Annotated in this window: 29 protein-coding genes, 1 tRNA gene and 1 pseudogene; 20 read left to right on the top strand and 11 right to left on the bottom strand. The window is 61.5% G+C overall.

The features are described 5' to 3' along the window. Nucleotides 1-37 precede the first annotated feature (37 nt). From H276_RS0114440 to H276_RS0114425, 4 genes are all read left to right on the top strand, one after another. The gene (locus tag H276_RS0114440) at nucleotides 38-871 is read left to right on the top strand and encodes a LysA protein (protein ID WP_231376682.1); all 834 of its coding nucleotides are present in this window, start codon (nucleotides 38-40) and stop codon (nucleotides 869-871) included. Nucleotides 872-1309: 438 nt separating this feature from the next. Then, nucleotides 1310-1383, top strand: a tRNA-Leu gene (locus tag H276_RS0114435). A 417-nt stretch (nucleotides 1384-1800) separates the two neighbouring features. Then, complete coding sequence (locus H276_RS24735; protein WP_196807919.1) at nucleotides 1801-2001, top strand: hypothetical protein; 201 nt, start codon at nucleotides 1801-1803, stop codon at nucleotides 1999-2001. Continuing rightward, nucleotides 1998-2414, top strand: a complete 417-nt coding sequence (locus H276_RS0114425) for a hypothetical protein (protein ID WP_019972016.1) — start codon at nucleotides 1998-2000, stop codon at nucleotides 2412-2414. Before H276_RS24735 ends, H276_RS0114425 begins: the two co-directional genes overlap by 4 nt. 530 nt (nucleotides 2415-2944) lie before the next feature. On the opposite strand, the gene H276_RS24730 is transcribed toward H276_RS0114425, so the two are convergent. Next, nucleotides 2945-3100, bottom strand: a complete 156-nt coding sequence (locus H276_RS24730; protein ID WP_019972015.1) for a hypothetical protein — start codon at nucleotides 3098-3100, stop codon at nucleotides 2945-2947. Continuing rightward, nucleotides 3100-4317, bottom strand: a complete 1218-nt coding sequence (locus tag H276_RS0114415) for a hypothetical protein (protein ID WP_019972014.1) — start codon at nucleotides 4315-4317, stop codon at nucleotides 3100-3102. The genes H276_RS24730 and H276_RS0114415 overlap by 1 nt, the downstream gene beginning before the upstream one ends. Nucleotides 4318-4656: 339 nt before the next feature. On the opposite strand from H276_RS0114415, the gene H276_RS0114410 reads away from it, so the two are divergent. The 3 genes from H276_RS0114410 to H276_RS0114400 all read left to right on the top strand — a co-directional run bounded on the left by H276_RS0114410 (nucleotide 4657) and on the right by H276_RS0114400 (nucleotide 6150). Continuing rightward, nucleotides 4657-4860 carry a hypothetical protein gene (locus H276_RS0114410; protein ID WP_019972013.1) on the top strand — a complete coding sequence of 68 codons (204 nt, stop codon included), beginning with the start codon at nucleotides 4657-4659 and terminating at the stop codon, nucleotides 4858-4860. Between the two features lie 313 nt (nucleotides 4861-5173). Beyond that, nucleotides 5174-5905: a hypothetical protein gene (locus tag H276_RS0114405; RefSeq protein WP_155943101.1), complete on the top strand. Its 732-nt coding sequence runs from the start codon at nucleotides 5174-5176 to the stop codon at nucleotides 5903-5905. Further along, nucleotides 5905-6150, top strand: coding sequence for a hypothetical protein (locus H276_RS0114400; RefSeq protein WP_155943100.1), 246 nt, complete (start codon nucleotides 5905-5907; stop codon nucleotides 6148-6150). Before H276_RS0114405 ends, H276_RS0114400 begins: the two co-directional genes overlap by 1 nt. Before the next feature lie 16 nt (nucleotides 6151-6166). Here H276_RS0114400 and H276_RS0114395 read toward each other — a convergent pair whose 3' ends face one another. Further along, nucleotides 6167-6577 carry a hypothetical protein gene (locus tag H276_RS0114395; RefSeq protein WP_019972010.1) on the bottom strand — a complete coding sequence of 137 codons (411 nt, stop codon included), beginning with the start codon at nucleotides 6575-6577 and terminating at the stop codon, nucleotides 6167-6169. Between the two features lie 155 nt (nucleotides 6578-6732). Between H276_RS0114395 and H276_RS0114390 the strand changes: the two genes are divergently transcribed. The 8 genes from H276_RS0114390 (at nucleotide 6733) to H276_RS0114355 (ending at nucleotide 13368) form a co-directional block, all read left to right on the top strand. Next, nucleotides 6733-6963, top strand: a complete 231-nt coding sequence (locus tag H276_RS0114390) for a helix-turn-helix domain-containing protein (RefSeq protein ID WP_019972009.1) — start codon at nucleotides 6733-6735, stop codon at nucleotides 6961-6963. A gap of 387 nt (nucleotides 6964-7350) precedes the next feature. Next, nucleotides 7351-7647 carry a hypothetical protein gene (locus H276_RS0114385; RefSeq protein WP_019972008.1) on the top strand — a complete coding sequence of 99 codons (297 nt, stop codon included), beginning with the start codon at nucleotides 7351-7353 and terminating at the stop codon, nucleotides 7645-7647. A gap of 144 nt (nucleotides 7648-7791) precedes the next feature. Next, on the top strand, nucleotides 7792-9273 hold the full coding sequence (locus H276_RS23025) for a phage/plasmid primase, P4 family (RefSeq protein ID WP_019972007.1): 1482 nt from the start codon (nucleotides 7792-7794) through the stop codon (nucleotides 9271-9273). Between the two features lie 160 nt (nucleotides 9274-9433). Further along, complete coding sequence (locus H276_RS0114375; RefSeq protein ID WP_019972006.1) at nucleotides 9434-10303, top strand: hypothetical protein; 870 nt, start codon at nucleotides 9434-9436, stop codon at nucleotides 10301-10303. Between the two features lie 154 nt (nucleotides 10304-10457). Beyond that, the gene (locus H276_RS0114370; RefSeq protein ID WP_081625480.1) at nucleotides 10458-11108 is read left to right on the top strand and encodes a recombinase family protein; all 651 of its coding nucleotides are present in this window, start codon (nucleotides 10458-10460) and stop codon (nucleotides 11106-11108) included. Then, on the top strand, nucleotides 11105-11254 hold the full coding sequence (locus tag H276_RS24725; protein WP_019972004.1) for a hypothetical protein: 150 nt from the start codon (nucleotides 11105-11107) through the stop codon (nucleotides 11252-11254). The genes H276_RS0114370 and H276_RS24725 overlap by 4 nt, the downstream gene beginning before the upstream one ends. Next, complete coding sequence (locus tag H276_RS0114360) at nucleotides 11254-12672, top strand: tyrosine-type recombinase/integrase (RefSeq protein ID WP_019972003.1); 1419 nt, start codon at nucleotides 11254-11256, stop codon at nucleotides 12670-12672. The genes H276_RS24725 and H276_RS0114360 overlap by 1 nt, the downstream gene beginning before the upstream one ends. Before the next feature lie 81 nt (nucleotides 12673-12753). Continuing rightward, a complete protein-coding gene (locus tag H276_RS0114355) occupies nucleotides 12754-13368 on the top strand; it encodes a hypothetical protein (protein ID WP_019972002.1) in 615 nt (204 codons plus the stop codon). Here H276_RS0114355 and H276_RS0114350 read toward each other — a convergent pair. Further along, complete coding sequence (locus H276_RS0114350; RefSeq protein ID WP_019972001.1) at nucleotides 13365-14417, bottom strand: DNA cytosine methyltransferase; 1053 nt, start codon at nucleotides 14415-14417, stop codon at nucleotides 13365-13367. The two genes, H276_RS0114355 and H276_RS0114350, sit on opposite strands and share 4 nt — an antisense overlap. 143 nt (nucleotides 14418-14560) lie before the next feature. On the opposite strand from H276_RS0114350, the gene H276_RS24130 reads away from it, so the two are divergent. Next, nucleotides 14561-14941 carry a very short patch repair endonuclease gene (locus H276_RS24130; RefSeq protein ID WP_081625476.1) on the top strand — a complete coding sequence of 127 codons (381 nt, stop codon included), beginning with the start codon at nucleotides 14561-14563 and terminating at the stop codon, nucleotides 14939-14941. Between the two features lie 954 nt (nucleotides 14942-15895). Next, nucleotides 15896-16525 carry a cutinase family protein gene (locus tag H276_RS0114345; RefSeq protein WP_019972000.1) on the top strand — a complete coding sequence of 210 codons (630 nt, stop codon included), beginning with the start codon at nucleotides 15896-15898 and terminating at the stop codon, nucleotides 16523-16525. An 11-nt stretch (nucleotides 16526-16536) separates the two neighbouring features. On the opposite strand, the gene H276_RS0114340 is transcribed toward H276_RS0114345, so the two are convergent. The 5 genes and pseudogenes from H276_RS0114340 to H276_RS0114325 form a co-directional block, all read right to left on the bottom strand. Then, nucleotides 16537-16833 carry a GNAT family N-acetyltransferase gene (locus tag H276_RS0114340; RefSeq protein WP_019971999.1) on the bottom strand — a complete coding sequence of 99 codons (297 nt, stop codon included), beginning with the start codon at nucleotides 16831-16833 and terminating at the stop codon, nucleotides 16537-16539. Nucleotides 16834-16907: 74 nt separating this feature from the next. Next, nucleotides 16908-17747 (bottom strand): family 16 glycosylhydrolase, encoded by an 840-nt coding sequence (locus H276_RS0114335; RefSeq protein ID WP_026356997.1) that lies wholly within the window; start codon nucleotides 17745-17747, stop codon nucleotides 16908-16910. A 226-nt stretch (nucleotides 17748-17973) separates the two neighbouring features. After that, entirely contained in the window at nucleotides 17974-18240 is a 267-nt protein-coding gene (locus H276_RS0114330; RefSeq protein WP_231376680.1) for a hypothetical protein, read from the bottom strand. A 388-nt stretch (nucleotides 18241-18628) separates the two neighbouring features. Continuing rightward, nucleotides 18629-18766, bottom strand: a pseudogene (locus H276_RS25680) (LppP/LprE family lipoprotein); the annotation flags it as partial. Nucleotides 18767-18968: 202 nt separating this feature from the next. Continuing rightward, nucleotides 18969-19265 (bottom strand): DUF4193 domain-containing protein, encoded by a 297-nt coding sequence (locus tag H276_RS0114325; protein WP_019971996.1) that lies wholly within the window; start codon nucleotides 19263-19265, stop codon nucleotides 18969-18971. 406 nt (nucleotides 19266-19671) lie between these two features. Between H276_RS0114325 and H276_RS0114320 the strand changes: the two genes are divergently transcribed. Continuing rightward, nucleotides 19672-20139 (top strand): PE-PPE domain-containing protein, encoded by a 468-nt coding sequence (locus tag H276_RS0114320; RefSeq protein ID WP_026356996.1) that lies wholly within the window; start codon nucleotides 19672-19674, stop codon nucleotides 20137-20139. A 235-nt stretch (nucleotides 20140-20374) separates the two neighbouring features. On the opposite strand, the gene H276_RS0114310 is transcribed toward H276_RS0114320, so the two are convergent. Next, entirely contained in the window at nucleotides 20375-21454 is a 1080-nt protein-coding gene (locus H276_RS0114310) for a D-2-hydroxyacid dehydrogenase (protein ID WP_196807918.1), read from the bottom strand. Between the two features lie 189 nt (nucleotides 21455-21643). On the opposite strand from H276_RS0114310, the gene H276_RS0114305 reads away from it, so the two are divergent. Continuing rightward, nucleotides 21644-23122 (top strand): amino acid ABC transporter substrate-binding protein/permease, encoded by a 1479-nt coding sequence (locus H276_RS0114305; protein ID WP_231376679.1) that lies wholly within the window; start codon nucleotides 21644-21646, stop codon nucleotides 23120-23122. Further along, complete coding sequence (locus H276_RS0114300) at nucleotides 23119-23892, top strand: amino acid ABC transporter ATP-binding protein (protein ID WP_019971992.1); 774 nt, start codon at nucleotides 23119-23121, stop codon at nucleotides 23890-23892. The genes H276_RS0114305 and H276_RS0114300 overlap by 4 nt, the downstream gene beginning before the upstream one ends. 3 nt (nucleotides 23893-23895) lie before the next feature. Here the strand turns inward: H276_RS0114300 and H276_RS0114295 are convergent, their stop codons facing one another. After that, nucleotides 23896-24558 (bottom strand): DUF3060 domain-containing protein, encoded by a 663-nt coding sequence (locus H276_RS0114295; protein WP_019971991.1) that lies wholly within the window; start codon nucleotides 24556-24558, stop codon nucleotides 23896-23898. Nucleotides 24559-24819: the final 261 nt, after the last annotated feature.

Here is a 24819-nt window from a genome sequence, read left to right as displayed (position 1 = left end):
TGACATCCGGTCGGGCGCGGTTGGTGAAGAGGTTCCGGTGACACTGTCGACAGTCGTTATGTCCATGGTTTCGGCCACCCTGCCGGCGTCGGTGCTCAGGCGGCACACGGCAACGCGGCCACCGGCCGAATCGGAAGCGGTGCGCCGCTGCGCGAGCACCCAACGGTCCCTGGGTACGGTCGAATCAGCGCTTCCGGCTTCAGTGCTCGCCGACGAGGCAGTCGCGCGGTGGGCCCGGGATCAAGGGGTGACCGTAGGTATTCGCACCAGCCGGGAACTGGGGACTGCCCTCGCGGCCGGTATTCTGCCCATGCGCATGACGGTTCACGCCGGCGGGTTGAAGGCCAACGAATTATTGTTCTGTACAGTCAATCTCGGCGTCGGTCGGGTAGTGATCGATTCCCGCTACCAGATCGAGCAGTTGGCGTCGGCGAGTGGCCGCAAGCAGCGAGTGCTGGTTGGGGTGACACGCCGCGGCGAGGGCGTCGGATTCGGCTTCGACACGCACGAGGCCACCGAGGGGTACAGCGCCGTATTGGATTGTCCGAGACTGGATCTGGTGGGCCTGTACAGCGAGATCGGGCCTGACGAGCCCCACTTCCTCAGCTATCCGGCGGCCATTGGCGACATGCTGGCCGAGATGGCGCAGATCCGCCGCGACCACGGTGCGGTACTGACCCGGATCGGGTTGGGCGGGCACGGTTTCACCTTCGGCGATCTTGCCGAAGTTACGACCTCGGTCGAGGAGACGCTCGATGATGTGTGCGCGACCCTGCGGTTCCCGCGGCCCGTGGTCACCGTGTTGGCCGAACCGGCTCAGGGCAGGGCAGGGGAGTCACGGGGCAGGACCTTGGGATCGGCCAGCCGGTAGTGCTTGCCCCGGTGGATCACCCCGGCCGCGTGGGCGGCTTCGACGTTGCGCACCCAATTCGGATTGCGCACCTGACTTGCGGCCCACGTGTTCGATGATCGCCAGGTAGGGCAGATACGGTGCCCACATCCGCTGGATCGGATCGGTCACGTACCTGTCGAACCGAGCCCCCTGCGTATCGCACTTGGACTCAATAGTGTCGAGATCCGTTCTGCCACTGCTGTAATTACAGCAGCAATGCTGCTCGCCAGCGTGTCCCCGCCCTCTTGCGCCGGCTGTGTTCAAGCATGAGCCGACGAGTCGGCCAGGGCTTCTTGGCGGAGTGTTCATGTTGGGAGCGTCAAAACTTTTGACGGTCTGCCTCTGGTGTTGTAAGTGATGCCCAACCTGCGTGGTCGGGGCCAAGATGTGCCCGGTACCGTGCTATCGACGTTTGACGCCCCCATAGCCCAATTGGCAGAGGCAGCGGACTTAAAATCCGCCAAGTGTCGGTTCGAGTCCGACTGGGGGCACAGGGAACGTGCAGGTAGAGGCGTTTTTCGTCTCGAACAGATGAGCGGTTGCCCACACTTTCGGCCGTCGCGTCAGCACCGCGTCAGCAGTCAGTTGACTTAAGTCGACCGACGCTGACACGGGCAACACCAGCGCACGGCGCACCGTCGTCACGTGCCGGACGGCGCGACCGACCAAACCGGGCCGGAAACGGCCGCTGCGGACAAAGCAGCGGCTCTTTGATCGCGAAACACGAATTCAGCCTCTCGACGGTGCCCAGCGCCCTACGGCAGCTAATAGATCGGGCAGAGCAATTCCGCTGCTAATAGACGCTTTACCTGCCTATATTCCTGCCCAAAACTATTGCGTAGCAAAGATTCCCTTGCATACCGTGAAGTTGCGGCAAGGTGCCGCCTATGAACAGAACAGGAGGACTGATGCTTTACACCGAGATACCCACTCGCCTGCTTGTGGATGCAGGAAACGTGCTGCCGAACCTCGGCTACCAATTCGAGCAGATGGATTTCAGCGGAAGGTTGGAAATTACTGAAGATCAGATGCTCAGGTTGCTGCCGCTGATCAAGTGGCTCGAGTACATCGAAACGTCATGGAACGCCGAACGGGAGATCGACCAATGACAGTGTGGGAAGAGGTCGTCGTTCCGCGCGGTGCGTACATCAGCTGGGGGCAAGAAGTCGGGCAGCACGTCACCGGCAGGGTGTTGGAGTACGGCATCGACACCGGGCAGGACTTCAACGGTAAGACGTGCCCGTCGATCACCATCGAGCTCGCCGAGCCTGCGGATTCGATCAGTAGCAAGGGTCGGACCACGCATGATGAGGGGGAGGTGGTTCAACTCGATGTTGCTCAAGAGTCTCTGAAGCGGGCACTTCGTGCGGCGGACCCGTCACCAGGTGATTTGGTGAAGATCACGCTCGAAAGGCTCGTCAGACGACCAAACGGCATCGGTAAGGAGTTCGGTATCAAGATCGCTCGTCAAGCGGCCATCGTTGAGGTTGTGGATCTTGACGGCGAGGAGCCGATGTTCTAGCCATGTAAGTCAACTGCCAGAACGGTTTTCGGCGACAAGCCGAACTAGGGTCCGATTCCCTAGCTGGCACCACATGCCGTTAATGACGGTGCGCTGCTTGACAACTCCATAGCACCCCCTGGTCATAGTTGCACCCCGAATAGCACTTGACCGCCAGGTACGAGGACGAAACACCTAGCGGTCAAGTCAGCGAACCGGTGAACTGGTGTGCCGGTGAGCACTTTCCGGCCTGCCGTTGAGTGGAGGGCGATTCCACTGTTCACGGTTGGATGCGGCGCGCACCACGGTCCTTCTCGAACAACCGTGCGCGGCCCGTCTAGATACGCCTGTCGCGGCTTATCTGCACGATGCGGTCAGTCGGATCATCTACTGTTGCTTGACGACCGTGATACCTGCCACCCTCGCTCGGTGGCGCGTTTTCCCGGCCTTTTGGGACCAGACCCGACCCCCAGCTGTATTCGGATGCCTCATCGTCGAGCTGGTCCATGTCCAGCGGGCCACGGGTGTTGTAGTCAGACAGTCCCGGCATCTTACGAGCCTTCCTGAAGGCGAGGATCTACTTGCACCGAGTCGTCGTCAGCATTCGAGCCGGCAAGCGTGGCACCGGCCTGTGCGACGGCCACGAGCACGTCAGCCAGATTGACCGCAAGCCATTGGGCCGCTGTGAGCGGCGATTCCCGATTCATTAGCGCGGGATGGCCGGCACGTCGTAGCTGCCGGTTGCCTTGAGTTGGTACACCGCTGCTGCTCCACGGTGGCGAGTGCCGACACCGAACGCACGGGTGTAGAAACTTTCGGTCAAGGGATACGTGGCGTTGCTGCCGGGGAGCTGTCGCAGGCCGCGATAGGTGGCGTTGGTGTGCTCGCGCACGCCAATGGGGTTGGTGGTGCTACGTGGGCCGCTGGATGCGACAACGGCGAAATAGCCTGCTGGGACGTACTGGGTCTCCACGATCCAGACCGGACCCCATTTGCCTACTGTTGGTAGGCCGAACACTTCGCCGGGTGGCAGATTGCCGACCAGCTCACCGGCTCCCTGCAGGATGAAGCTGGGTTGATTGGTGGCGGGCAGGAAGTCCCACTTGCTGGTCTGGTCGTTGTTGTTCTCGACGTTGGCCCTAAAGCTCTGGATTACTTCGCTTTCGCGTTCGTTGACCAGGGCGATGAGCTGCTGGTTGGAGTCGACCAAGCCGTAACCGTGCTCGCGAATGTTCTTGACGGCTTCCAGCAGGTCGCCGGAGTCGATATCCACGGCGCCGGTTGTGCGGTAGTGGCTGTGATTTCCGTCGAAGGTGCGGCCCAGGTACGGTGGTGGAACCATGCCGTCCGCCGACCACAAGCCGTAGGCTCCGATTCCTTGGCCGTTGTCCTCCGGTTCCGGCGAGAACAACCGCTGGAGAATGGTTCCTGTGACGAGCCGGTTGTCGCTGTTCATCGCGCCGTCGTGTACGGCACGCACCTGTCGTGAGTCCATGTCTCGCAACGCCTTCCAGGTGAAGCGGGCGGCCCGGTCGTAGTCCTCGAAGGTGTAGCCAAGTAACACGTGTTCTGTCGGCGGTCGAAGACCTTCGGGCTCGCCGAACTCAGAGGACCGCTCGAAGCTTTGTTCGTTGAGTCCCTGGCTGATCGCGTCGGCACTGCTGGTGTGCCAGTAGGAAATCAGGTCCACAATCGCACTGCGATGGGTGTTCCATTCCGCAAGCGCGGTCTGCATTTCGAGCCAGATGGTGTTGAGATCGACGTTGTCGACGGTCTGCGTCACGCGGGGAAGTGCATCGCCTTCCGTGAGGTAGCCGCCTTCGGCGCCGTACGGTGCCAGATTCCAGAGTGACTGAAGGTCAAAGGAAGACGAAGCTTCGGCAACAAGTGCCTCAGCAGTGCGTGGAGTGGTGAGAGTGGTCATTTCGTTGTCTCCGTATAGGTTTCACGTGGTGACCGTCATACCTTGCGGGCCGGGAACTGAAAGGTGTGCCAACCCGCAAGGTAGCGGTGCGGTGCTGGCAGCTTCGCTGCTTCGCGGCGTCACCAGTTGACCTCGGGGAGACTTACAGGGCTTTCACCATGCCCGTGAATACCTATATACCCCATCGGAGTTGGCCGCGCATCACGTCGTTGACGTGCGGACACGCGGGCTGGCGTGGGCTATCATGGGCTCCAGCGGCCATGTGCTGCAGTCACTTTCGTAAACCAATGGAGTCATCGACGGCTACGCCGTCTCTAAGGCCGAGAGCGCAATACAGCCATGACACGAACCGCGTCGTTCCCGAAGTTTCTGGACTTACACGACGCCGCACGCTACCTGAACAGCCTTGGGTTCACGTCGGCCACGGTGGAGACGGTCAAGTACCACGCCTATATCACGGGCAAGCTGTCTCGTCCGAAGATCGTAGGCCGCAAGGGCTATTGGATCCGTGAAGCTCTGGACGCCTTGATTGAGGCCCTGTGATGCCGAACTACCCTGTTGTACCGCTGTTTTCGTTGCAACTAAGCGGCGAAGGTCAAGGCCGGTTCACGGTTCGCTGCCCGCACTGCAACATGCTTCACAGTCACCGCTGGTACGGCAACCACGTGTGTTTCGACGCCTCTGCGTCGTGTGGTGTCGGTAAGGACGTGCGCATGTACCGCGTGGACCTACGTGCGGCTCTTGCCGTGAAACAGACCAAACGCAATGTGTCCGAACCGCACATTGTGAACCGCGCTAGTGGTGAACACCGAGACGACAACGCAATAAGTGACGTTCCGCTTCTGTGGGAGGAATGATGACCGACAACGATTTTGACCTTGACGACGAATTCGACCCTGACCTTGAGGGCCGTGTCAGTGCTGCACTGCGGGCCGGTGCCGTCAAGTCCGGCATACCGTGGCAACCATTTACCGACGCGCAGAAGCGTGAGGCCAACGCATACGCGGAAGCTATGGCGGCAGTGGCGGCGATCCACATCTGTGGTGCGCTGGACAAGAACGGCGACTACTGCGAGCTCAAGGTCTTCGACACTCACGACCAGGCAAACCCCGCCACCGGCAAACTGGTGCCGCAGGGGGACATGATCCTTCAGATGTTGGCTGCAGACCGGTTCAAGCAGTACCAGAAAGACTGCTCTGTGGAAGACGAACTGTTGCTGGATGTTCGGCGTTCACCGGGCTACATAGAAAGTGACCCTCTGACGGCTACGCGGCTGTATGTGCTGACCTACCGCACCAAGCACGCGGTGGCCCTAGAGACGCCGTATGACTGGCAGGGCTATTTGGGGGAGGCTCTGGGCAGCCTCTACAAGTGCGATGTTCACCTGTTGGACCGCTGCTACGACCATCAGGCAACCCCTGCACTGATGACACTGGTGTACAAGCGCGGAGAGTACGTGTTTGCGTGGAAGGTCTGCGACGAGTGCCTGGATGCCCTAAGTTGGGTGCGCTACGGACACCCGAACTATGCTGGGCCGCTGCATAAATGGATCGATAAGGGCAAGCGCGTTCCGCGTGTGGAGTGGTGATGTTCGAGCGGGAACGTATTGTGCAGCTACGCAATCAGGGTTACTGCACCGCTGCTATCACGGTGCGCCTGGATGTGCCCGGTGATTATGTGCGGCAAGTGGTAGCCAAGGAGGCTGCCCGACAAGCGGTAAGGAACCTGCGGCCCGAAGTGGCTCGTCGTATACGACGCGAGAAGGCCGAAGACAAGCGTGACAAGGCTTTGCAGCTGCTGCGGGAAGCCGATACGGTCCTGCGAACATATTGATTTGGTCCCGGATAGCTCAGTCAGCGTGCCAGGTGCCGCAACCGTTTGTCATGAAGACAAGTCGGTGGTCGCTGTCGATTTCTCCGCTGATGGCGCTTACGTCACCGTCAGGCTGAATGTTGACGGTGACCTTCTCGCCGGGGGCTGCGGAGCCACGGTCGAGTATCAGGCCAGGCCGATAGCGGGCCACGGATCGGATCGACCACTGACAGTTGCCGGTGGCGGTCGCCTCGTACACGCCCCAGTTCTTGCCATCAACGCCACCGAGGTTGAAGGTGCCGTTGCCCATCATCACGGAATGGTCGTCTGGATCCGGCGCAGTTGTCGAGTCGTCATCGCTGGTCGCAACCAGGACGGCCACGCAGGCCCCCAGCGCAAAGAAGGCGAAGATCAGGACGGCCGCAAAGCCAAGTAACCCTTTCAGCATGTACGTTGCCTAGCCGTCACACGACCCTCCAATCGGGGATTTCCAATTCGGTGCAGCCCCAACGACCCGTCCCGACCGATTTGCGGGCGGTCCCGAGGGGCCAAGTTCGAATATCCTAAATTGGGATATTGCCGGTGGTAAGGTGCGCTGGCCGGGTGGAGAAGTCGCTCTACTCGGAGCAGTACCAGCAGCTGTGTGCTTTGCTGCGGGAATTGCGCCGGGGAGCGGGGCTGACCCAGGTGGAAGTAGCCAAGCGGCTCGATGTTCCTCAGTCGTTCGTCAGTAAGTACGAATCGGGGGAGCGGCGGCTGGATGTGATCGAACTTCGGCACGTGGCCGAGGCGATCGGTACCACCCTGGAGATCGTGGTTTCCCGTCTGGCCTGACAAATGTTCTCCCCCACGCCCACCGGGGTCAGTGCTATCCGATAGCTCGGTGGAACGGCCCGGGATTGTCGACAAGGCTTAAGCGCTGGTTCCCGCGCTGGGGGGCTACGCACGTTGGCTGCGGTTTTGGTGGGTGTAGTTCGGAGAAGAGCAAAGCAGCTCCCCGCTTCGCGGTCCGCGTCCATTGGCGGCCGTAATCACCGTTCGTCCGTACAGGAATCTGCCAAACTTTCGCCCTCCACAGCGCCTGCATTGTCGGTTTTCGGTGATGTAGACGCTGTATTGCGTTGAAGGGCAATAGCTTCCGGGCCGCGAAAGGGTCGGGACGGGTCGGCGCGGGGCTAGAATTTGGGGTGCAATCCCAAACACGAAGGGCCGCAACCAAACATGAATTACTTGGACCCTCTGGACGTTCCCGACCTCAACGAAGAACGCCTGTTTCTCTTCATGCGTGACGAACTCGGCCTTCCTGTCAAGGAAGGGTTCATTCACCAGGAGATCATCCAGCGCGAGATCGTGCCCACCGTCATCGCGGGCAAGCTGTTCTTCACTCGCCGTGACGCGTTGCAGTGGCTGCAGCGTCAGCGCCGCAAATCGCGCATCGCCGCCAACCTGAAGCGGCGCGAACGCGCCAAGCGTGACATCGAGGAGGCCACTCAAGAGCTGGCGCAACTGGACTCGTAAAACCTGATCACAAAAGGCGGTGAAGCCTAGTCAATAAACACAACGTGACCCGCTCACTTTTGACGGGAGAGAACGGATCACGTTGCAACGGAAGTGAACACGATTATGCCAGACTCTAACGCCGGTGTCGGCCCCAGCAGTGATGTGAGTCAATCTGCCGCTGAGGGTGTTGCGCCGCGGTCCAAACCATTCAGCACCAGCGATCATGCAGGACAAGTACGCCTGTCGCACTTTCTGGCCCGGTACTTCGACGGGCACCTGATCTATGTCAACAACACTCCGACCGGCTGGTTCTACTGGACCGGGACACATTGGCAGGAAGACGACATCGGCAGAAGTGTGGAGGCGGTCAAGGCCACCTTGAAACGCGCGGGAATCCGGGCGGTCGAGTTGCAGGCCACCGATCCCCAGCGAGCCGACAAGCTGCTGGTCGACGTGAAGAAATGCTGGAGCACCGCCAGCGGTGTGGCCGGTGTGCTGAAGATGGCCGAAAGCAATCCGGTGTTCGCGCGCTCGGTGCAGAAACTGGACGCAGACCCTTACCTGCTGAACATGCCCAACGGCACGCTTGATCTGCGTACCCTGCAGGTCAAGGACCATGATCCGGCAGACCTGCTCACCCGAATCACGCTCGGACGCTACTTCGGCGACCGGCGAGACAGCATCGGCCCGGTGTGGGACGCCCACCTTGACCGCATTCTGCCCGAACCGGTGCGCCGGTACTTGCTGCGGGTGTTCGGCAAAGGAGCACTGATCGGCACGCTGCCGGAACCGAACATGCTCGCGGTGCTGCACGGCCCGAAAGGCCGAAACGGCAAGAGCAAGACCTACGAGGCCATCATCACCGCCCTGGGCGGTCTCAACGGATACGGCTATCAAGCGAACTCCGAACTGCTGCTGGAGCAGAAAGGATCACCGCACCCGACACGGCTGTTTTCGTTGCGCGGCAGACGGTTCGTCGTCACCGCCGAGATCAACGAGGGACGCAAGCTCAACGCCGCACTGATGAAGGAACTGACCGGCAACCAATTCATTAACGCCCGCGCTATGCACAAGAACGAGGTCCAGCTGCCGGTGACGTGGCTGCTGGTCATGGTGACCAACAACCTGCCGCAAGTGGACTCCAACGACATGGGCGTGTGGAAGCGCATGAAGACCATCCCGTTCATGGTCGAGTTGGCCGAGAAGGACCAAGACGATCAGCTGGCCGCCAAGCTGGCAACGCAGCGTGAGGCAGACGGCATCCTCACCAGCCTGGTGCAGGGATACCGCGACGCCGTTCGCAATGGGCTGGGAGAGCCCGAAGAGGTCCGTGTGGCGACCACGCGCTACCGGATGACCAACAACAAGGCGGGCAGGTTCATCGATGAACGCTGCCTTGTCGGCGCGGAAGCCGCTGCCGCAGTGGAAGACCGCGGCGCACATTATCCGACGTCAACGGAAATCGTCGACGCCTACGTCAAGTGGTTCTACGGCGAGCATCCAGCAGCCTCTGCGATGCCTTTGGGGCCGAAACAATTCAGTCAGGCGTTGAAGGGCCTTGGTTTCGAGCGCAAACAGGGTCTGCCGGACAAGACCTGGCGGTGGGGAAACTTGGTTCTGCGGCAGGAGGAAGAAGATGTCTGACCTGGGATTTCGTGCCGTCACGGTTTGCACCACTTCGCGCCTATTCTCCCGATTTGCTTATAGGCATTTCAGAGAATAGGCCGCAAGTGGTGACAAGTGGTGAAAACCCTCTGACCTGCAGAAACGCTGCAGGAGAGAATTGCGATCGGGAGTAAACAGCATGAGTACCAACGACGACGGCATCATCGACGCCGAAATCGTCGACGACGACCGCCTTCCGGCAGTGATCGAGCGGGCATCAAACTCCGAACCCATCGAACTGCCCAATCGGCAAGACTCATTGCTGGCTGGAAATCCGGACAGACGATGCGTGGCAACCAACTCCAGAGGAGAACGGTGCCGCAAGTTCGCCATATACGGAGCAACGGTGTGCCGCACCCACGGTGGAGCGACGAAGAAGGTCAAGGAGGCCGCACGCATCCGCGTCGAGAACGCCTCAAACCGCCTGATGGGAAAGCTGATCGAGTTCGCCTTTGACGACACCAAGCCGCCAGACGTGCAACTGAAGGCCATCCAAAACAGTCTCGACCGAGCCGGTCTGAAGCCTCCCGCTGAAGTTGTTCTGTCCCAAGGCGAAACGAAGCCCTACGAGCAGGTCTTCGACAGCATCGGCGGTACACCGCCGGGCGAATCACTGGATACCAATATCGGTAACGGTGCAGCCAGCCATATCGCCGAATCTTCTCCCCAAGGCGACTTTTCCGCGCCAAGCCAACCACCACCGACCCACACCCAACCAACACCCAAGCCGCAGCCAGCGCGGGAAAACCCCGGATGGCCAGAAGGCCAGGACGGCGGACAGTCTTCGCACGGCGGACCGCTGGAACAGGCCGACAGCCACCAGGACGACCGCGAGCGTGACGCACAGCCACGCCACGAGGCACGCTCACGCCGCACAGACCACGACGGCCCACGCCCACCGGCTCGCACTCTGCACATCACTGGTGACGCCGCCATGCATGTAGCTGCAGAACTGACCCGAGAGCAACGAGCCATCGAGAGCCCGCACAAGCGGTATCCACGGCCATAGAGGCAGTGGAGCCGTCAAGTGATATTTGCCCAGGTCAGACATTGTAGCCACCGTTGTGCCAGTCGGCTAGAAGTTAAGGCGTAAGGCGCAACCGAGCGGTTACGCCCCGACGAGAGGACACGACATGCCGACGAAGGTAGAGAACCGAGAAGTAATGCAGCCGTTGATGTTTGGCTATACACGAGTGAGCACAGATGAGCAGGCGATGAGTCGCAACGGTCTTGACGCGCAACGTGACGTTATCGATAGTCAGGCGGCACGGCGCGGCTGGACTGTGGAGCATTTCGCCGACGAAGGCGTATCGGGTAAAGCCATCGGTCCCAAACTTCAGGAAGTGTTGCAACTTCTAGCGTCTGGGCAGGGTGACGGTTTGGTGGTTGCCAAGCTGGACCGCTTAAGCAGATCAATCGTCAACGCTTCCAACATCATCGAGTCAGCGCAGGCACAAGGATGGTCGCTGGTGGTCCTTGATCTCGGCGTGGACCTCACGACAGCAGCGGGCCGGATGCAAGCGATGATGCTGGTCAACTTCGCGCAGTATGAGCGCGAACTCATCTCGGAGCGTACGAAAGCCGCGCTGGCAGCCAAAAGGCGCAGAGGTGAGCGCATCGGACGGCCTAGAGCTGCATCGGCTTCGGTGGTTCGGCGTATTGTCCAAGACCGCAATGCCGGCTTGACCTACGACGCTATTGCTTCCGCTCTGACCGCAGACAACGTCCTATCGCCGCTAGGCAATCCGACTTGGCAACCAAGCACCGTTCGACGTATCTACACCAGCGCCACAGCTGAGGCGGTGTCGGCGTGAAGCGACACATCGAAGGCGTGGAGCAGCCTGACGCCGAGAAGACAGAACCTCAACCGAGCAAACCGCCAACCTGTGACGGTATGGCCGATCTGCCGGTCGCCGATGAGGAAGAGGGCGCCTCGTCCGCAGGGGAGGAAACTCGCTGATGGCTTACATTCGCGAACGCAGTACCGGCAAGCTGGATAAGTTCGGCAATCCCGTTGTGTCGTATCAGGTTGTCTGGCGTGAGCCCGTGCGGGATGAATTCGGAGCACCGACCGGCAAGCTCAAGCAAACCAGCGAGACCTTCCCGACCGAGCGCAAAGCCAAGGCGCACATGCGGAAAGTCGAGAACGATCTGGATACCGCCGCAGGCGTGAGCCCTAGCGCCGCAAAGGCAAAGGCCAATACCGCGCTGGGAACCTACGCCCGGCAATACCTGGACAGCCTTGTCGGCACTATCGACTCCAACACCATCGAAGGCTACGAGAAGATCTACCGGACACACATTGCCCAGGTGTTCGGCGCTACGCCCGTGGCGGCGATCACCACGGCTGACGTTGCGCGCTTTCGTGCTGCTCTTCTACGGCCGCATGTCCGCCGTCACGGCAGGTCCAAGGCCACCACACCGCGAACCGGCTTGTCCGGGGAGCAGAAGCTTGTCACCCGCAGCCCTAAGACCGTGAAGCACATTGTCGGAACCCTCAAGCGCATCCTTGATGTGGCGCAGGACGATCAGGCCATACCGGCTAACCCTGTGGTGTCCGGTCGTCGCCGCACCACCAAGCGCAGCGGCACGCCGTTCAAGCACCGACCGCTGTCGGCCAACCAGGTAGCGGCGGTATTCGATTGGATCGCCACCGAGCATGTGATGGTTCGCGGGGAAGGCAACTCTTCCGGACCGAAGGGCAGCACCTATGTCCGGCAGGCTAATCCGGTGTACGCGCTGGCCGTGCTGTTCGCCGCCCACACCGGCGTGCGGGCTTCCGAACTGCAGGGTCTGCAGGTGCAAGACGTGACCCTTTCCGACATACCGGGAACGGTCGGCAGCATTCGTATCCAGCGCACCGCCATGCGCAAACAGGGGCAGTGGATCTACGGCACACCGAAAAGCGATGCATCAAGTGACCGGGTGGTGCCGCTTGCACCGTGGCTGGCCGACGAGCTGCGGGACTACCTCACCGACGTTCACCCGTTCGGCAGCAAGGCTGGAAACGCCAGCAAGCACCACCCCAACGCTCCTCTGTTCCCGGGTCGGCGGAATCGCTATGTGTTCGATTGGGCTAAGCCGGTGTGCGCCGCGAGCCTGTACGAGCACTATTTGCAGCCCGCTTGCCGTGCGCTTGCGCTCGGTAACGTTCGTTTCCACGACCTGCGCCACACGTTCGCGACCATGAACCTGAGCGCGGGCGAGCACTACATGCAGGTGAGCAAGTGGCTAGGCCACTCAACGTTCGTGCTCACCCTGACCACGTACGCGGACTACATCAACGAGGACGAAATGGCCGCACCGAAAGTGGGCCGGGGAACTCCAACGGCTGGCAACGTCATCGCCCTCCAAAAACCAGTTAGCAATATGGCGTAACGCGAGAACGAGTTTCAGGAATGTGGCGCCCCGCCGCGTGGACAATAGACGGGTTACTAGCCGCGTCATACGATCGCGCATGTGATCACGCGGCAGACGGTCGATAAGACTCGGTTCAACCCGAACATGGGAGAACTGCCTTATAACCTGCGACAAAGCGACTTCGAGGCTGCGATGCAGGATGTCTACGATTTCTTCTACGACGTCAACACCAACCTAGTGGGGCGCAACTTGTCGCGGCTGGACGACATGATGCGACCGGCGGCGGTCTCGGGGCTCATTTCTGACATGTTGAGCGAAGCCATGGCAAAACATTCGCGTTCATTGACAGTGAATCAACACTTCAACGGGCATCCAGATCTTGTCGTGAGGGGCCGGTACCCTAATGACGCAGTCAAAGCAGGCGAAGACGGCGTTGAGATCAAGTCAACCCGGAAGCGCGGTGGTGCAGTCGACACCCACGGCGGTCGGCGCCAGTGGATGTGCGTGTTCGTGTACGAAGTTGATGACGTGACGGAACCGGCAATCGATCGTGCGCCGCTGATCTTTCGAGAGATCTACCTCGGGCACGTAGACCTTGAGGACTTTAGGTCGAATAGACGGAATACGGATGTCGGGACTCGCACAGCGACGCTTGATCGCGCTGGAATCGCTAAGCTGCGCGAGAACTGGGTGTACCTCGATCCCGCAGCTTAAAACCAGCGCAACTCATCACCAAGCGCTTCTCCGAGGCTCTGCGCCAAGAGTGGCGGTACAGCGTTTCCTACCTGCAGGCGTTGACTGGTTACAGGTCCGATGAAGTGGTAGCGGTCCGGAAAGGACTGCAGACGCGCACCCTCTCGCGTTGTCAGGCCGCGATGCTGGGTCGGATGGATGCAGCGTGTGCCTGATGGCTTGCCCAAATTCTGCGTGACAGCGACAGCGGGAAGCCACGACGCAAGGCGGCTATACGAGTTATGAAATCCGCCAGTCGGCTGGTACCTCGGCGGAATGGACCGGCGATTGCCGCCGTCGGGAATGTACGAAATCGCCTTCACCAGGTAGTCCGGGTGCTTACTGACAGTATGACCTTGAAGGTATCGGCTCTGCCGACGCATGTCCTTTTGGTAGGGCGTGTACGGCTCTTGGCCGTATTCCGTCGTGCCCTCAGCCGCGCTCAGCTGCGGCAAATCGCCTATCGCGTCGTCAACCGATACGAACGTATTGACATCATGGGTGACAGGCGGACCCTGGAAAATTCCACGGCTCTTGTGTCCGACGAAGACCACCCGCCGCCGAAGTTGAGGGACACCGTGTTCAGCAGCGGTCAGGATCATGAACCTGACCTGATAGCCGAGGGCTTTGAAGCTTTCCGCGACCTCTTGCTCAAAGCTCATGTCTTTGAGGCCAAGTACGTTTTCGATGACGAAACCATCGGGATTGATGCCCTTTACGATCCGCCGAAACTCTAGGAAGAGTACATTTCGCGGGTCCTGCCGGTTACGTTTGCCTACCGTGCTGTAACCCTGGCACGGTGGCCCACCGACGATCCAATCTGGCTTCTGCGGTAGCCGGCGTTTCAGTTCGGCAACCGTCAGCTTACGGATGTCGCTGTGGATGACCGGGTGGTCGGGCATGTTGTGCTGATAAGTCTCTATCGCGTCCACCCAGTGATCGGACGCGAGCAGGCACTGCATCCCCGCCTGCTGCAGACCCCATGAGAGCCCTCCGGCCCCGGCGAACAGGTCGACAAACGTCTCCACCATGGCGATGAGATTATTGGACGGACAGGTGTGAGGCGTGCAGGCGCGCCGTACATACTTCGCACATATGTTCGATCATGGTCAGAGGATAACTTCGACAGGTGACAAGTTCGTCATGGGCCACAAACAGTGGCGTCCGTGCGTCAATGCTGGCAAACCGCTCGCGAGACACCCGGCCCGAGGTGGCGTTGCGGCGAGAACTTCACCGTCTTGGGCTTCGGTACCGCGTGAATACGAGACCCATTCCGCAAATCCGCCGCACGGCTGACGTAGTGTTCCCGCGTCGTAAGGTCGCCGTTTTTCTCGACGGCTGTTTCTGGCACGGCTGCCCTGACCATTACACGGCCCCGCGAGCAAACGCGACATTTTGGCGGGAGAAGCTTCGGCGCAACGTCGCGCGAGACAGGCAGGTTGACGAGGTGCTCGTAGAGGCCGGATGGCGTGTGCTTCGCGTCTGGGAGCATGAATCCCCTGCGCCTGCTGCCGCGCGCATCGCGCAGATTGTGCGCGAGCGCCCGCCGCGCTAACTGTGTAACATTCGGCCGCGTCAGCACCGTGTCAGCAGACGGTCGGCAACTTGCCGACGAGGGCAAACAGATGCCACAGCCGCTAATGGATCGCTCATGGCGTTTCTGCATGGTTTGAAATGGGCTTTTGCAGCCGCTAATGGATCGCGGCGCGGTAATGCAGCTACCGCACGAAGGCCGGAAGGTGCGACTTAAAATCCGCACAGTGTCGGTTCGAGTCCGACTGGGGGCACTTCGAAAGTGCTGGTAGAGGCGAATTTTGACCGCTGGAAGCAGGCTCGTTCGACCCATTTCGGCCGCCGTGACAGCAGCGCGGCAGCGAAACGGCACATTGGCACTAATCGGAAAATGCGCACTTCGAGAAGGTGTGTGGTTCTGTCACGGCAGTTGTGTCGGTGCCATCAGGCACCATGATCGCCGTGAACGATGAGACTTGGGCCGGTCGCCGCATGTTGGATGAAAGGACACGGCGGATCGCGTACCGGGTCCGGTTTGGCAGGCTCGCAGGGACGTATGACGATGCTCCACCAGAATGACGACCTCCAGATTCGGCACAACATGCTGGCTGATCGGATTGAGGCATGCACCAAATGCAAGGGCATGAACAAGAAAGGTAGGACTCAAGCTTCGCCGGGATTCACACCCCTGAACCCGGGGCAGTCCCCAACGAAAGGCTGAGCAATGATAGGAACGCGATTTAAGACCGTTGCGGCTACGTTGGCTGTTTTCGTTGGTGGCTCTGCGGGTCTCGCTACACAAGCACCGGCCGATCCGATGCCCCCCTGCGGTTACTACAGCAATCTGCCGTGGTCGCAGTGCAACAAAATCTCCCCGTTTCAGCGCTATCCGGGTCAATATGATCCGACCGGGCGCACACCCGGCATGATGGGACCAGGTGGATACGTACCGATTCAAGGCGGTCGATAGACGACGGCGCCCCTACGATCAGTTGGTATGACCACCAAGCCCGCTCTGCTGTTGGTGTTCGCCGCACTGGCCACCGCTGCCCCGATCGTCGCGTCTGCGCCGGCCTCAGCTGCCCCGTGCCCCGATGTCGCGGTGGTGTTCGCTCGCGGCACCAATGAGCCGCCCGGTCTCGGTAGCGTCGGCGGTCCGTTTGTCGACGATCTGCGTGCGCGGGTCGCTCCGCACACAGTCGAGGGAACAGCCGTCGACTACCCGGCTAGCAATGACTTCGGCACCAGCCCGCCTGCCGGCGCCGACGCGGCGCGGTCACTCATCGAGTCCACCGTGACCAACTGCCCGAACACGAAGATGGTGCTCGGTGGCTACTCGCAGGGTGCGGCGGTCATCGAACTGGCCACCAACGAGATGTCTCCGCAGATCGCTGATCACGTGGCGGCCAGCGCACTGTTCGGTACACCGCGCACCAGCTTCTCGGGCACGCTTGCTGGGGGACCGCTGCCGGCGTTGGCGCCGCAGTACGCCGCCAACTCCATCGATCAGTGCAACCAGGATGACCCGATCTGTTGGGAAGGCGGCTGGGACATGGGCGCCCACGTGTCCTATGTGCAGTCCGGAAAGGTCGCGCAGTCAGCCGACTTCGTCGCTAGTCGGCTTTAGACGCACTGGCGTCATCGGGCGTCGGTGAATTCGGCATACTCCGGATGCTTGTCGATGTATTCGGCCACCATCCAGCAGGTCGGCACGATCCGTAGGCCGGCCGCACGCGTCGAACGCAAGGCTTCGCCGACGAGGATCGTCGCAAGTCCGCGACCTCGATACTGCGGCAGAACCTCGGTGTGCGGGAAGATGCGTCGGTCGTCGACGTCGTGGAAGTCGGCGCGGCCGACGGTATTGTCGTCGACGTCGATGGTGAACCGGTCAGGATGTTCTGTGACGGTCGTCTTTGCGCCGGTTCTGTCGAGCATCCACCCACGATAGCCGCGGGGCAAAATTCGACACCGAGACCTTGCCGGGGGTCAGCTCAGGGCTACCGGCCCACCTACCAGACGCGCACGTAGTCCACGAGCATGTCGGCAGGGTAGGTACCGCTACTGGGATCTTCGCCGCCGGATCCCGCGACTGCGAGGTTCAGCACGACGAACATCGTGTAGCCGGGCTGATTGAACGGCCAGTCCGGCAGTGAACTCGCGGGGACCTCGAAATAGGGCTTTGCGCCGTCGGTGTAGTCCTGCCAAAACCGCGCGCTGTTGCCATCCCATTGGGTGCGCCACGTGTGCCAGGCGTTGTCGACCGCGATGTTATGGGTCTCCCATTCGCCACCGTTCGACTTGGCATGCACGGTGGTCGCCGACGGCCACTTACCGTTGCCGTACCACTCGACGATGTCGAGTTCACCCTGCCCCAGGCTGCCCAGCCAGAAGGCCGGCCAAGCGCCCGCAGTCAGGCAGTTGAACTTGATTCGCGCCTCCCAGGTGTGGCCGGCACCGCCTTCCCACACGCTGGCCAGCTTGGCGCCGTAATAGGTGTCGCCGTCCTTCGTGGCTCGGATGACCAGATTGGACTTGCCGTCGATGAAGACGTTCTTGCGGTCGTCGCGGTACTGGCCGATACGGCCGGGCTGTTCCCAGTAGGTCGGGTCTTGGATGGTCTCGCGGGCCTTCGCGATGGTCCACTTCGAGGCATCCGGCGCCGAGCCGGCAGCCCCGTCGAATTCATCCACGAACACGTAGTTCATTGCGGCTTGCGGCGCTTTCGGCGCCGGAACAGGCGGCGTCAGGGGCTTGGTCGGGAAAGCTTGGGCAAGTGGGGTGGGCATAGCCGCCGCCACTACGCCGAGACCCGACAACATCATCAGTTTTCGACGATCCAAGTTGGCCATAGCTGATCACCTTAACCGGGGACCGTGCGCAGATACGGACCTCACGCTTGCCGGCCGGCAGTACGCGCAGGTCAGAGGGCCTTATTCAAAGAACGTTTGACGTTGCAGACGAAGTCTCGCCTGCCGGGTCAAAAGTTTTGACGCTCCGCAGGCACACCTGTCGATCAGTGCTCACGTCGGGAAATACGAGGCGACGCGATCGCTGAGTGCCGATCCTGCGTCGAGTTCACGCTCGAGCGGGCACCGCCACCAGGCCTCGGGACTGGGCCGAGGTGACCATCTCCGCCCACCGCAGCTCGACCCCCAGCATGACCACCATCGCCGTCACAGCAGCGGCGCCGGAGACGAGCCCGTCGACCCACGGAGCACCGAGCTGGCTCGCGGCCAGCAGGATCAGCACAGTGGTTGCTGCGAGTGCGACGCCCAGTCGGCGATGCCGTCCTGCCGGCGCGATATCGGCGGCCACATCGGTGGCGTGGGTCAAACCGGTCATGGAGTCCACCATGCCGCTGCCAGCTGAGGAAAGGTGAAGCGTCGGCTATGGATATCCGATGTTCTTTGCTGGCTGTGCTCGATGTGGAATCCGCAACTCGCTACCCGTGTGCCTATGGCCCCAGGACGTTGCTGGGATCGGTAGCGCTTACCGCGCCGTGTACTTGACGCACCGGCGATACCAGCGGGTTTGCCCGGTGCAAGGAGTGAACGAATGATCGAAGTTTCGCAGCGACTCGCGGTGGGATTGACGACAGCAATAATGTTGGCGGGCAGTGTCGTAGGGCTGGTGGGCGCGGGTATATCCCCTGCGATGCCGGACATCATCATTTCGTGCCAGCCCTGGTGCTTGTGATGTTCTGACAGGAGGCTGCCGATGGCTCAACAACTCACCCCGGCGGGGGTGGATCCAGCCTCGTGACGTGATCGCCCCGCCACTGATAGCGCACGCTGGTGCCGCTGGCGGGCGAACAGGCATTGCATGCACCGGGGACCTTGTAGTCGAGGACCACGGTGTCGTCAGTGGTCCTCGCGGTGTTCTCCCTCGACGGTCACCAGGGCTGTCGACAGGATGGCGCATGGATTGAAATCGAGCCTGCCAACGCCACAGGAAATCTCATCGACTACCTCCCTGGCAGCCAGGTGGCTGTGCCCGGCCGCGTTCGAGGCTAAGACCTGGAAACCCGATCGCCGCGATGAGTATGGTCCCTGCGGCGATCGGGTTTCGTCTCAGACGCAGTCGACGCAGATCTGTTGGCTACCCTGCTGCAGCGCCAGGCGGTTGCGGTGCTGCACCAGGAAACAGCTGGAGCAGGTGAACTCATCGGCCTGCTTCGGGATCACTCGCACGGTGAGTTCTTCGCCGCTGAGATCGGAGTCCGGCAGGTCAAAGGAATCGACCACCTCATCCTCATCGATCACCGCCGTGTCGGTGGCTACCCGTCGCTGGGTGGCGAGCTCCTCAAGTGACTCCTCGGTCGACTCGTCAGCATCCTTGCCCCGAGGTGCGTCGTAATCAGTTGCCATTGATGACCCTCCCTATCGAGACCTGTGCACGCAGAACGCCGACAAACCGTTTATTGTTCCCGGCTGGTTTCCGGCGCGAAGCATAGACGAAAAACCGGTGCACATTGTGGTTTGGCCGGTGTTTCGGTGTCGGTACTACGTTCGGGTTGAGCCGAATGGTGGCGTACGCAACAATCCGTCCAGCAGGCTGTCGCGTGTCATCGACGACTGCCGCGATCAACGATGCGCTGCTCGAACACGAGGTGATATTCTTCCTGGCCCCAGCGCCATCTGGACGATGACGGACAGCCGGCCTTCCGCGCGCTTACTCGGGGCGCTGACGCGACATCGAGGCGTTTTCCGGTAGCTCATCCGCGCTGGGTGGGCATGTCACACGGGCCGCCGTTCGGCGCGGGCTCGCCACCACGTGGCCGCGGACGCCGCGTTGATCATGGGCGGTACCGGCCATCCGCTGAGTCCGCCACAGGACAGCCCGCAGTTCATCGACAGCTGCACAGACAACGCCACCAACAACTACATCGTGCTCACCGGTTACTGCGGGCCCGAGTCGTGCACACCCACCGCCGTATCCACCCCCGAGCAGTTCATGCCGGTGTCGGGCACTATGCCGTTCGACGAGTCGGTCGCGCAGGGAACGGCGAACCTGAACCAGGCGATCACCGTACAGTCGGCCGGAACCCAGATCGTCGTCTTCGGCTACTTGCAAAGCGCACGCATCGCGTCGATCAAAAAGCGCAATCTGGCCCGTGCCGGATCCCGTTCTGGTGGTGCTGGATGCGCCGATGCGCGTGCTGGTGGAATCGGGCTACGACCGGACCGCGAACTCCGTAGAGACCGGTGTCAACTTCATCGTTGCGATCCCGACCGGGATTGACGACGGAGCGCAGGAAGTGGCCAACATCCGGCCGTTCGGCACCGCACCGGTCGATCAACGCAGTCCCTACGGTGTCGGGGGTCCGCCGGTCAACACGGGATCATTCAACTCCAACAGTGTTCCGGTGTCGGCAGCCGCCGTGTCGACACCGAATGTGGTGCCGACGCTCAAAACAGTATCGCCGGCTGCCCAGCCTGCCGTTCGGACATCGTGGGGGAGTCACAGGCTCTTCGCCTCAGTAGAACTCAACGGTGTCAACCAGATTGCGCATCGGCCTGCCGTCGAGGAGCCTGCCGGCGTTGTCGGCGAACAGATCGGCGATCAAGCGGTCCTCTGCTGAATTCAGCGCCGCGGTGTGCGGGCTGATGAGGACGTTCGGGTTGGCCCACAACGGGCTGCCGACAGGGAGTGGTTCGACCGCGAACACATCCAGCGCGGCGAAACCTACCTGGCCGTCACGCAGTGCCGCGATCAACGCCACCTCGTCGATCACGGTGCCCCGCCCGAGACTGACCAGAGTGAACCCGGGTTTGGCAGCCCGCAGCACATCCTCGCCCACGAGCTTGTCGGTCGCGGCGGTGCCAGGCAGGCTCACGACGATAGCGTCGACGCCGGTCGCCGCCTCCACGAGATCGTCTGGATGGACGATCTCGTCGACGCCGTCGACCGGCGTTCCGGAGCGGCTGGTGCCAATCACGTTGGCTCCCAATGCAGAGAGCTTGGCCGCGACGGCACGACCAATCGCGCCAAGCCCGACGAGTAGCACCCGCTGCTGGCTGAGCAACCCCATTTCCCAGCGGCTGGACCATTGTCGCTCGGCCTGCTGGGCCACCAGTTTCGGCAGCGTCTTGGCCCCGGCCAACAAGCCGAACAACGCGTACTCGGCCATCGGCTCGGCATGAACGCCGGCCGAGGTGGTGAACCGAATCCGGTTCAGATCGGCTTCGGTCAGTCGAGCAGCCTTTATCTGGGCACCACCGCCGGCAGCCATGGTGTGCACCCACAGCAGTCCGGGATTGTGTTCGGCGGTGCGTTTGAGTGCCGGCGGCGTCTCGTCGGGCACGCCGTAAAGCGCCTGTGCGGAGTCGACAAGTTCGTCGAATGCGCGTTGTTGGTCTGCGGTGCGGTGGAAGGCGGGATCGCCGGCGTGGTCACCAGCGAACCGCTGGGGAGGCAACAGCTTCTGGTCCCGGATGAAGTCGATACGGGGTTCGTGCCGGACGATCCGCTCGATCAGTTCCTCACTGACCGGGGTCGAGGCCACCACCCGAAGCCGGCTCGGCCTGGCGGTGGAAGGGTCGGTTGGTTCGATCATCGTGGTCCCCACTGCGTTTCTGGTATTGCGAACAGCATTCGGGTCTCGTACTGCACGCATGGCTGCAGCGACTACGCGAAGGGCACTGACCCGCGGTAGCCAACCGTAACCCACCAGTTGGCCGGAGATCGCCCGTGAACCCGAGTCACGACGATAGCGTGAGGTCCGTCTATCTTGATCGGAGGCAATATGCGAGTCACCCCCTCGCCGGGCCGCACCGCCACGCGGGCACCACGGCCCTTGCACCGACTCACGGCCGTCGTGGTGGCCGTGTTCGTCGGGCTGATCGGCATTGCACTGAGTTTCACTGCACCCGCCTGGGCGGCCGGGGAACACTACGTCATCGCCACCGACACCACCTTCGCGCCGTTCGAATTCCAGGACGCGCAGGGCAAATTGGTGGGCATCGACATGGACCTGATCCGGGAGATCGCCAAGGATCAAGGCTTCACCGTCGACATCAAGCCCCTGGGCTTCGACGCTGCGTTGCAGGCGGTACAGGCCAACCAGGCCGCCGGGGTGATCGCCGGAATGTCCATCACCGACGAACGCAAGAAGGTCTTCGACTTCTCCGATCCGTACTTCGAATCGGGTGTGCAGATGGCCGTGCTGAAGACCAACGACGACATCAAGTCCTACGCGGACCTGCGCGGCAAGCGCGTCGCGGTGAAGAACGGCACCGAGGGTGCTCAATTCGCGGCCTCCATCAAGGACAAGTACGGGTTCGACATCGTGTCGTTCGCCGACTCGTCGTCGATGTTCGACGAAGTGCGCACAGGCAATTCGGTGGCTGTCTTCGAGGACTACCCGGTGCTGAACTACGGGATTCAGCAGGGCAACGGGTTCAAAACCGTGACGCCCAAGGAGAGCGGATCGAGCTACGGGTTCGCGGTCAACAAGGGCCAGAACGCCGAGCTGCTCGCGAAATTCAATGCGGGCCTGAAGAACCTCAAGTCGTCGGGCCGTTACGACCAGATCCTCGAGACCTACCTCGGCAAGGGTACGACCGAGAACGACAACTCGTTCCTCGGCCTGCTCAAGAGCACCTTCCCGATCCTGATGGCCGGCTTGAAGATGACCATCATCCTGACGGTCATCTCGATCGCCATCGCGCTGGTGCTCGGTATCATCTTCGGGTTGTTGCGGGTATCGCGGTCGATATGGCTGCGTGCCATCGGCACCACATTCGTCGACATCTTCCGTGGCACACCGCTTCTGGTTCAGGCGTTCTTCATCTACTTCGGTATCCCGGCCGCACTGGGCTTCCAGATGACGGCGATGACGGCGGGCATCATCACGCTGTCGCTCAATGCTGGTGCGTACATGACCGAGATCGTGCGCGGCGGCATCCAGTCGGTGGACAGAGGTCAGATGGAGGCGGCCCGCAGCCTGGGCATCGGCTACCTGCCGACCATGCGGAAGGTGGTTCTGCCGCAAGCGATCCGGACGATGATCCCGTCCTATATCAACCAGTTCGTCATCACGTTGAAGGACACCTCGATCCTGTCGGTGATCGGTATCGCCGAGCTCACCCAAACCGGCCGGCTGATCATCGCTCGCAACTTCCAGTCGTTCAACATGTGGCTGATCATCGGCATCATCTACTTCATCGTGATCATGGCGCTCACAAAGCTCTCGGACCGACTCGAGAAGAGGCTTGTCAAATGACCCAGCTCGTCCCGGAATCGGCATCGGCCGAACCTGAAGGCGCCGTCAAGATCCGCGTCGAGGGACTCAAGAAGGCCTACGGCGACCTGGTGGTCCTCGACGGCATCAACACCACCATCAGTCAAGGTGAGGTGGTCTGTGTCATCGGCCCGTCCGGCTCGGGGAAGTCGACCTTTCTGCGGTGCCTCAACAAGCTCGAGGACATCACCGACGGCAAGGTCACGGTCGACGACTACGACCTGACCGATCCCAAGGTCGACCTCGACAAGGTGCGTCAGCACATCGGCATGGTGTTTCAGCACTTCAACTTGTTCCCGCACATGACGGTGATCCAGAACGTCACGCTGGCACCGCTTTTGACCAAGAAGATGAACAAGGCCACCGCCGAGAAGCGGGCCCTGGATCTGCTGAGGCAGGTGGGGCTGGCGGAGAAGGCAAACGTCAAGCCGGCCACGCTGTCCGGCGGGCAGAAACAACGCGTCGCCATTGCGAGAGCACTCGCGATGAACCCGTCGATCATGTTGTTCGACGAGGCCACCAGCGCGCTGGACCCCGAAATGGTCGGCGACGTACTCGAAGTGCTGCGCGCACTGGCCGCCGAGGGCATGACGATGGTGGTGGTCACTCACGAGATGGGCTTCGCGCGGGAGGTCGCGTCGCGGGTGATCTTCATGGCTGACGGGAACATCGTGGAAGACGACACGCCCGCCGAGGTCTTCGACAGCCCCAAACATCCACGGCTGCAGGAGTTTCTATCGAAGGTGCTGTGAGCGTCAGCCCTGTTCGACGACGTTGCCCTGACCGGAGTTGGCGATCTGTGGTTCACCCGAGTGGAAGGTGAGCCGATTCTCCATCCCGGAGACGCCGATGGTGTCGACGGCGTCGACGGTGATCGTGTTTTGGATACCCGACACCGTGATGGTGGTGCAGTGCCCGGTGATCGTCACGGTGTTCTGGATGCCTTGCACCGTCACGGAGCTGTCGTTGCACGCGATGGTGCGGTTCTGGTTGATCCCCGTCACGGCGACCGGCTGGCCGGGTGTCACCGGGCTCGACGAGGCGGTGGGCGGCGTGGGGCCGGCGGTCTGGGTGGTGTGCAGAGTCGTCTTGGCGGGGCCGCTCGTCGTCGTGCCGCTCGCCCCGGTGTTCTTCTCGCCGCCGAACATCAGGTAGGCCGCGACGCCACCGGCCACGAGAAGCGACGCCAGCACCGCTGACAGCACCAGAACACGTACCGAACTGGCTGAGCCTCGCTGCGGTGATGGATAGCCTGGGTACTGGCCGGGGTATTGGTTGCCGTAAGGCGGCGGAAACTGCTGAGCCGAAGTCCACGGCTGGGCACTCTGACCCGTTCCCAACTCCGACGCGGAGGCGGCGTCGGCGAGTGGGCGTTCCAGGTCCCGGATGCGGGCCTCGGGGTCGTCCTGCGGGTCCATGCGGTGATGCTCGCACACGTGGGATCGGGGGCGGGCGGTTGGTGGCGGACTATGTGAGGTGGATCACGATCAGCGAACATCTGCCCCATCCGGCGTCAGCTTCCCCAGCCGTAACATGGCGTGGACCGGCGCGGCCACCCGCCGTCGCCTGCAGATTTGAAAAGTTTGCTGGCGTGTCGGGGTGTGATTTATCGCTCATTTTTCCGGGGAATGGCAAGAAGTCATTTCGCCCCCCGTATTCCGCGATGTCAGGCAGGTGGT

This window comes from Mycobacterium sp. 141, assembly GCF_000382405.1.
In the GTDB taxonomy this organism is placed as follows: Bacteria; Actinomycetota; Actinomycetes; order Mycobacteriales; family Mycobacteriaceae; genus Mycobacterium.
Note: the sequence above shows the minus strand (reverse complement) of the source record. Positions and strands in the feature narration are given on the sequence as shown.

What these genes read in the sequence shown, in the direction of transcription:
- H276_RS24130 (WP_081625476.1), top strand. Translation starts at nt 14,561, where the DNA reads ATGCTGGCAAACCGCTCGCGAGACACCCGGCCCGAGGTGGCGTTGCGG.
- H276_RS0114350 (WP_019972001.1), bottom strand. Translation starts at nt 14,417, where the DNA reads ATGGTGGAGACGTTTGTCGACCTGTTCGCCGGGGCCGGAGGGCTCTCA.
- H276_RS0114405 (WP_155943101.1), top strand. Translation starts at nt 5,174, where the DNA reads ATGACCGACAACGATTTTGACCTTGACGACGAATTCGACCCTGACCTT.
- H276_RS0114415 (WP_019972014.1), bottom strand. Translation starts at nt 4,317, where the DNA reads ATGACCACTCTCACCACTCCACGCACTGCTGAGGCACTTGTTGCCGAA.
- H276_RS0114325 (WP_019971996.1), bottom strand. Translation starts at nt 19,265, where the DNA reads ATGGCAACTGATTACGACGCACCTCGGGGCAAGGATGCTGACGAGTCG.
- H276_RS24730 (WP_019972015.1), bottom strand. Translation starts at nt 3,100, where the DNA reads ATGAATCGGGAATCGCCGCTCACAGCGGCCCAATGGCTTGCGGTCAAT.
- H276_RS0114345 (WP_019972000.1), top strand. Translation starts at nt 15,896, where the DNA reads ATGACCACCAAGCCCGCTCTGCTGTTGGTGTTCGCCGCACTGGCCACC.
- H276_RS0114330 (WP_231376680.1), bottom strand. Translation starts at nt 18,240, where the DNA reads ATGACCGGTTTGACCCACGCCACCGATGTGGCCGCCGATATCGCGCCG.
- H276_RS0114335 (WP_026356997.1), bottom strand. Translation starts at nt 17,747, where the DNA reads ATGGCCAACTTGGATCGTCGAAAACTGATGATGTTGTCGGGTCTCGGC.
- H276_RS0114425 (WP_019972016.1), top strand. Translation starts at nt 1,998, where the DNA reads ATGACAGTGTGGGAAGAGGTCGTCGTTCCGCGCGGTGCGTACATCAGC.
- H276_RS0114300 (WP_019971992.1), top strand. Translation starts at nt 23,119, where the DNA reads ATGACCCAGCTCGTCCCGGAATCGGCATCGGCCGAACCTGAAGGCGCC.
- H276_RS0114360 (WP_019972003.1), top strand. Translation starts at nt 11,254, where the DNA reads ATGGCTTACATTCGCGAACGCAGTACCGGCAAGCTGGATAAGTTCGGC.
- H276_RS0114340 (WP_019971999.1), bottom strand. Translation starts at nt 16,833, where the DNA reads ATGCTCGACAGAACCGGCGCAAAGACGACCGTCACAGAACATCCTGAC.
- H276_RS0114385 (WP_019972008.1), top strand. Translation starts at nt 7,351, where the DNA reads ATGAATTACTTGGACCCTCTGGACGTTCCCGACCTCAACGAAGAACGC.
- H276_RS0114410 (WP_019972013.1), top strand. Translation starts at nt 4,657, where the DNA reads ATGACACGAACCGCGTCGTTCCCGAAGTTTCTGGACTTACACGACGCC.
- H276_RS0114310 (WP_196807918.1), bottom strand. Translation starts at nt 21,454, where the DNA reads ATGATCGAACCAACCGACCCTTCCACCGCCAGGCCGAGCCGGCTTCGG.
- H276_RS0114305 (WP_231376679.1), top strand. Translation starts at nt 21,644, where the DNA reads ATGCGAGTCACCCCCTCGCCGGGCCGCACCGCCACGCGGGCACCACGG.
- H276_RS0114395 (WP_019972010.1), bottom strand. Translation starts at nt 6,577, where the DNA reads ATGCTGAAAGGGTTACTTGGCTTTGCGGCCGTCCTGATCTTCGCCTTC.
- H276_RS0114295 (WP_019971991.1), bottom strand. Translation starts at nt 24,558, where the DNA reads ATGGACCCGCAGGACGACCCCGAGGCCCGCATCCGGGACCTGGAACGC.
- H276_RS0114400 (WP_155943100.1), top strand. Translation starts at nt 5,905, where the DNA reads ATGTTCGAGCGGGAACGTATTGTGCAGCTACGCAATCAGGGTTACTGC.
- H276_RS0114375 (WP_019972006.1), top strand. Translation starts at nt 9,434, where the DNA reads ATGAGTACCAACGACGACGGCATCATCGACGCCGAAATCGTCGACGAC.
- H276_RS24735 (WP_196807919.1), top strand. Translation starts at nt 1,801, where the DNA reads ATGCTTTACACCGAGATACCCACTCGCCTGCTTGTGGATGCAGGAAAC.
- H276_RS0114370 (WP_081625480.1), top strand. Translation starts at nt 10,458, where the DNA reads ATGCAGCCGTTGATGTTTGGCTATACACGAGTGAGCACAGATGAGCAG.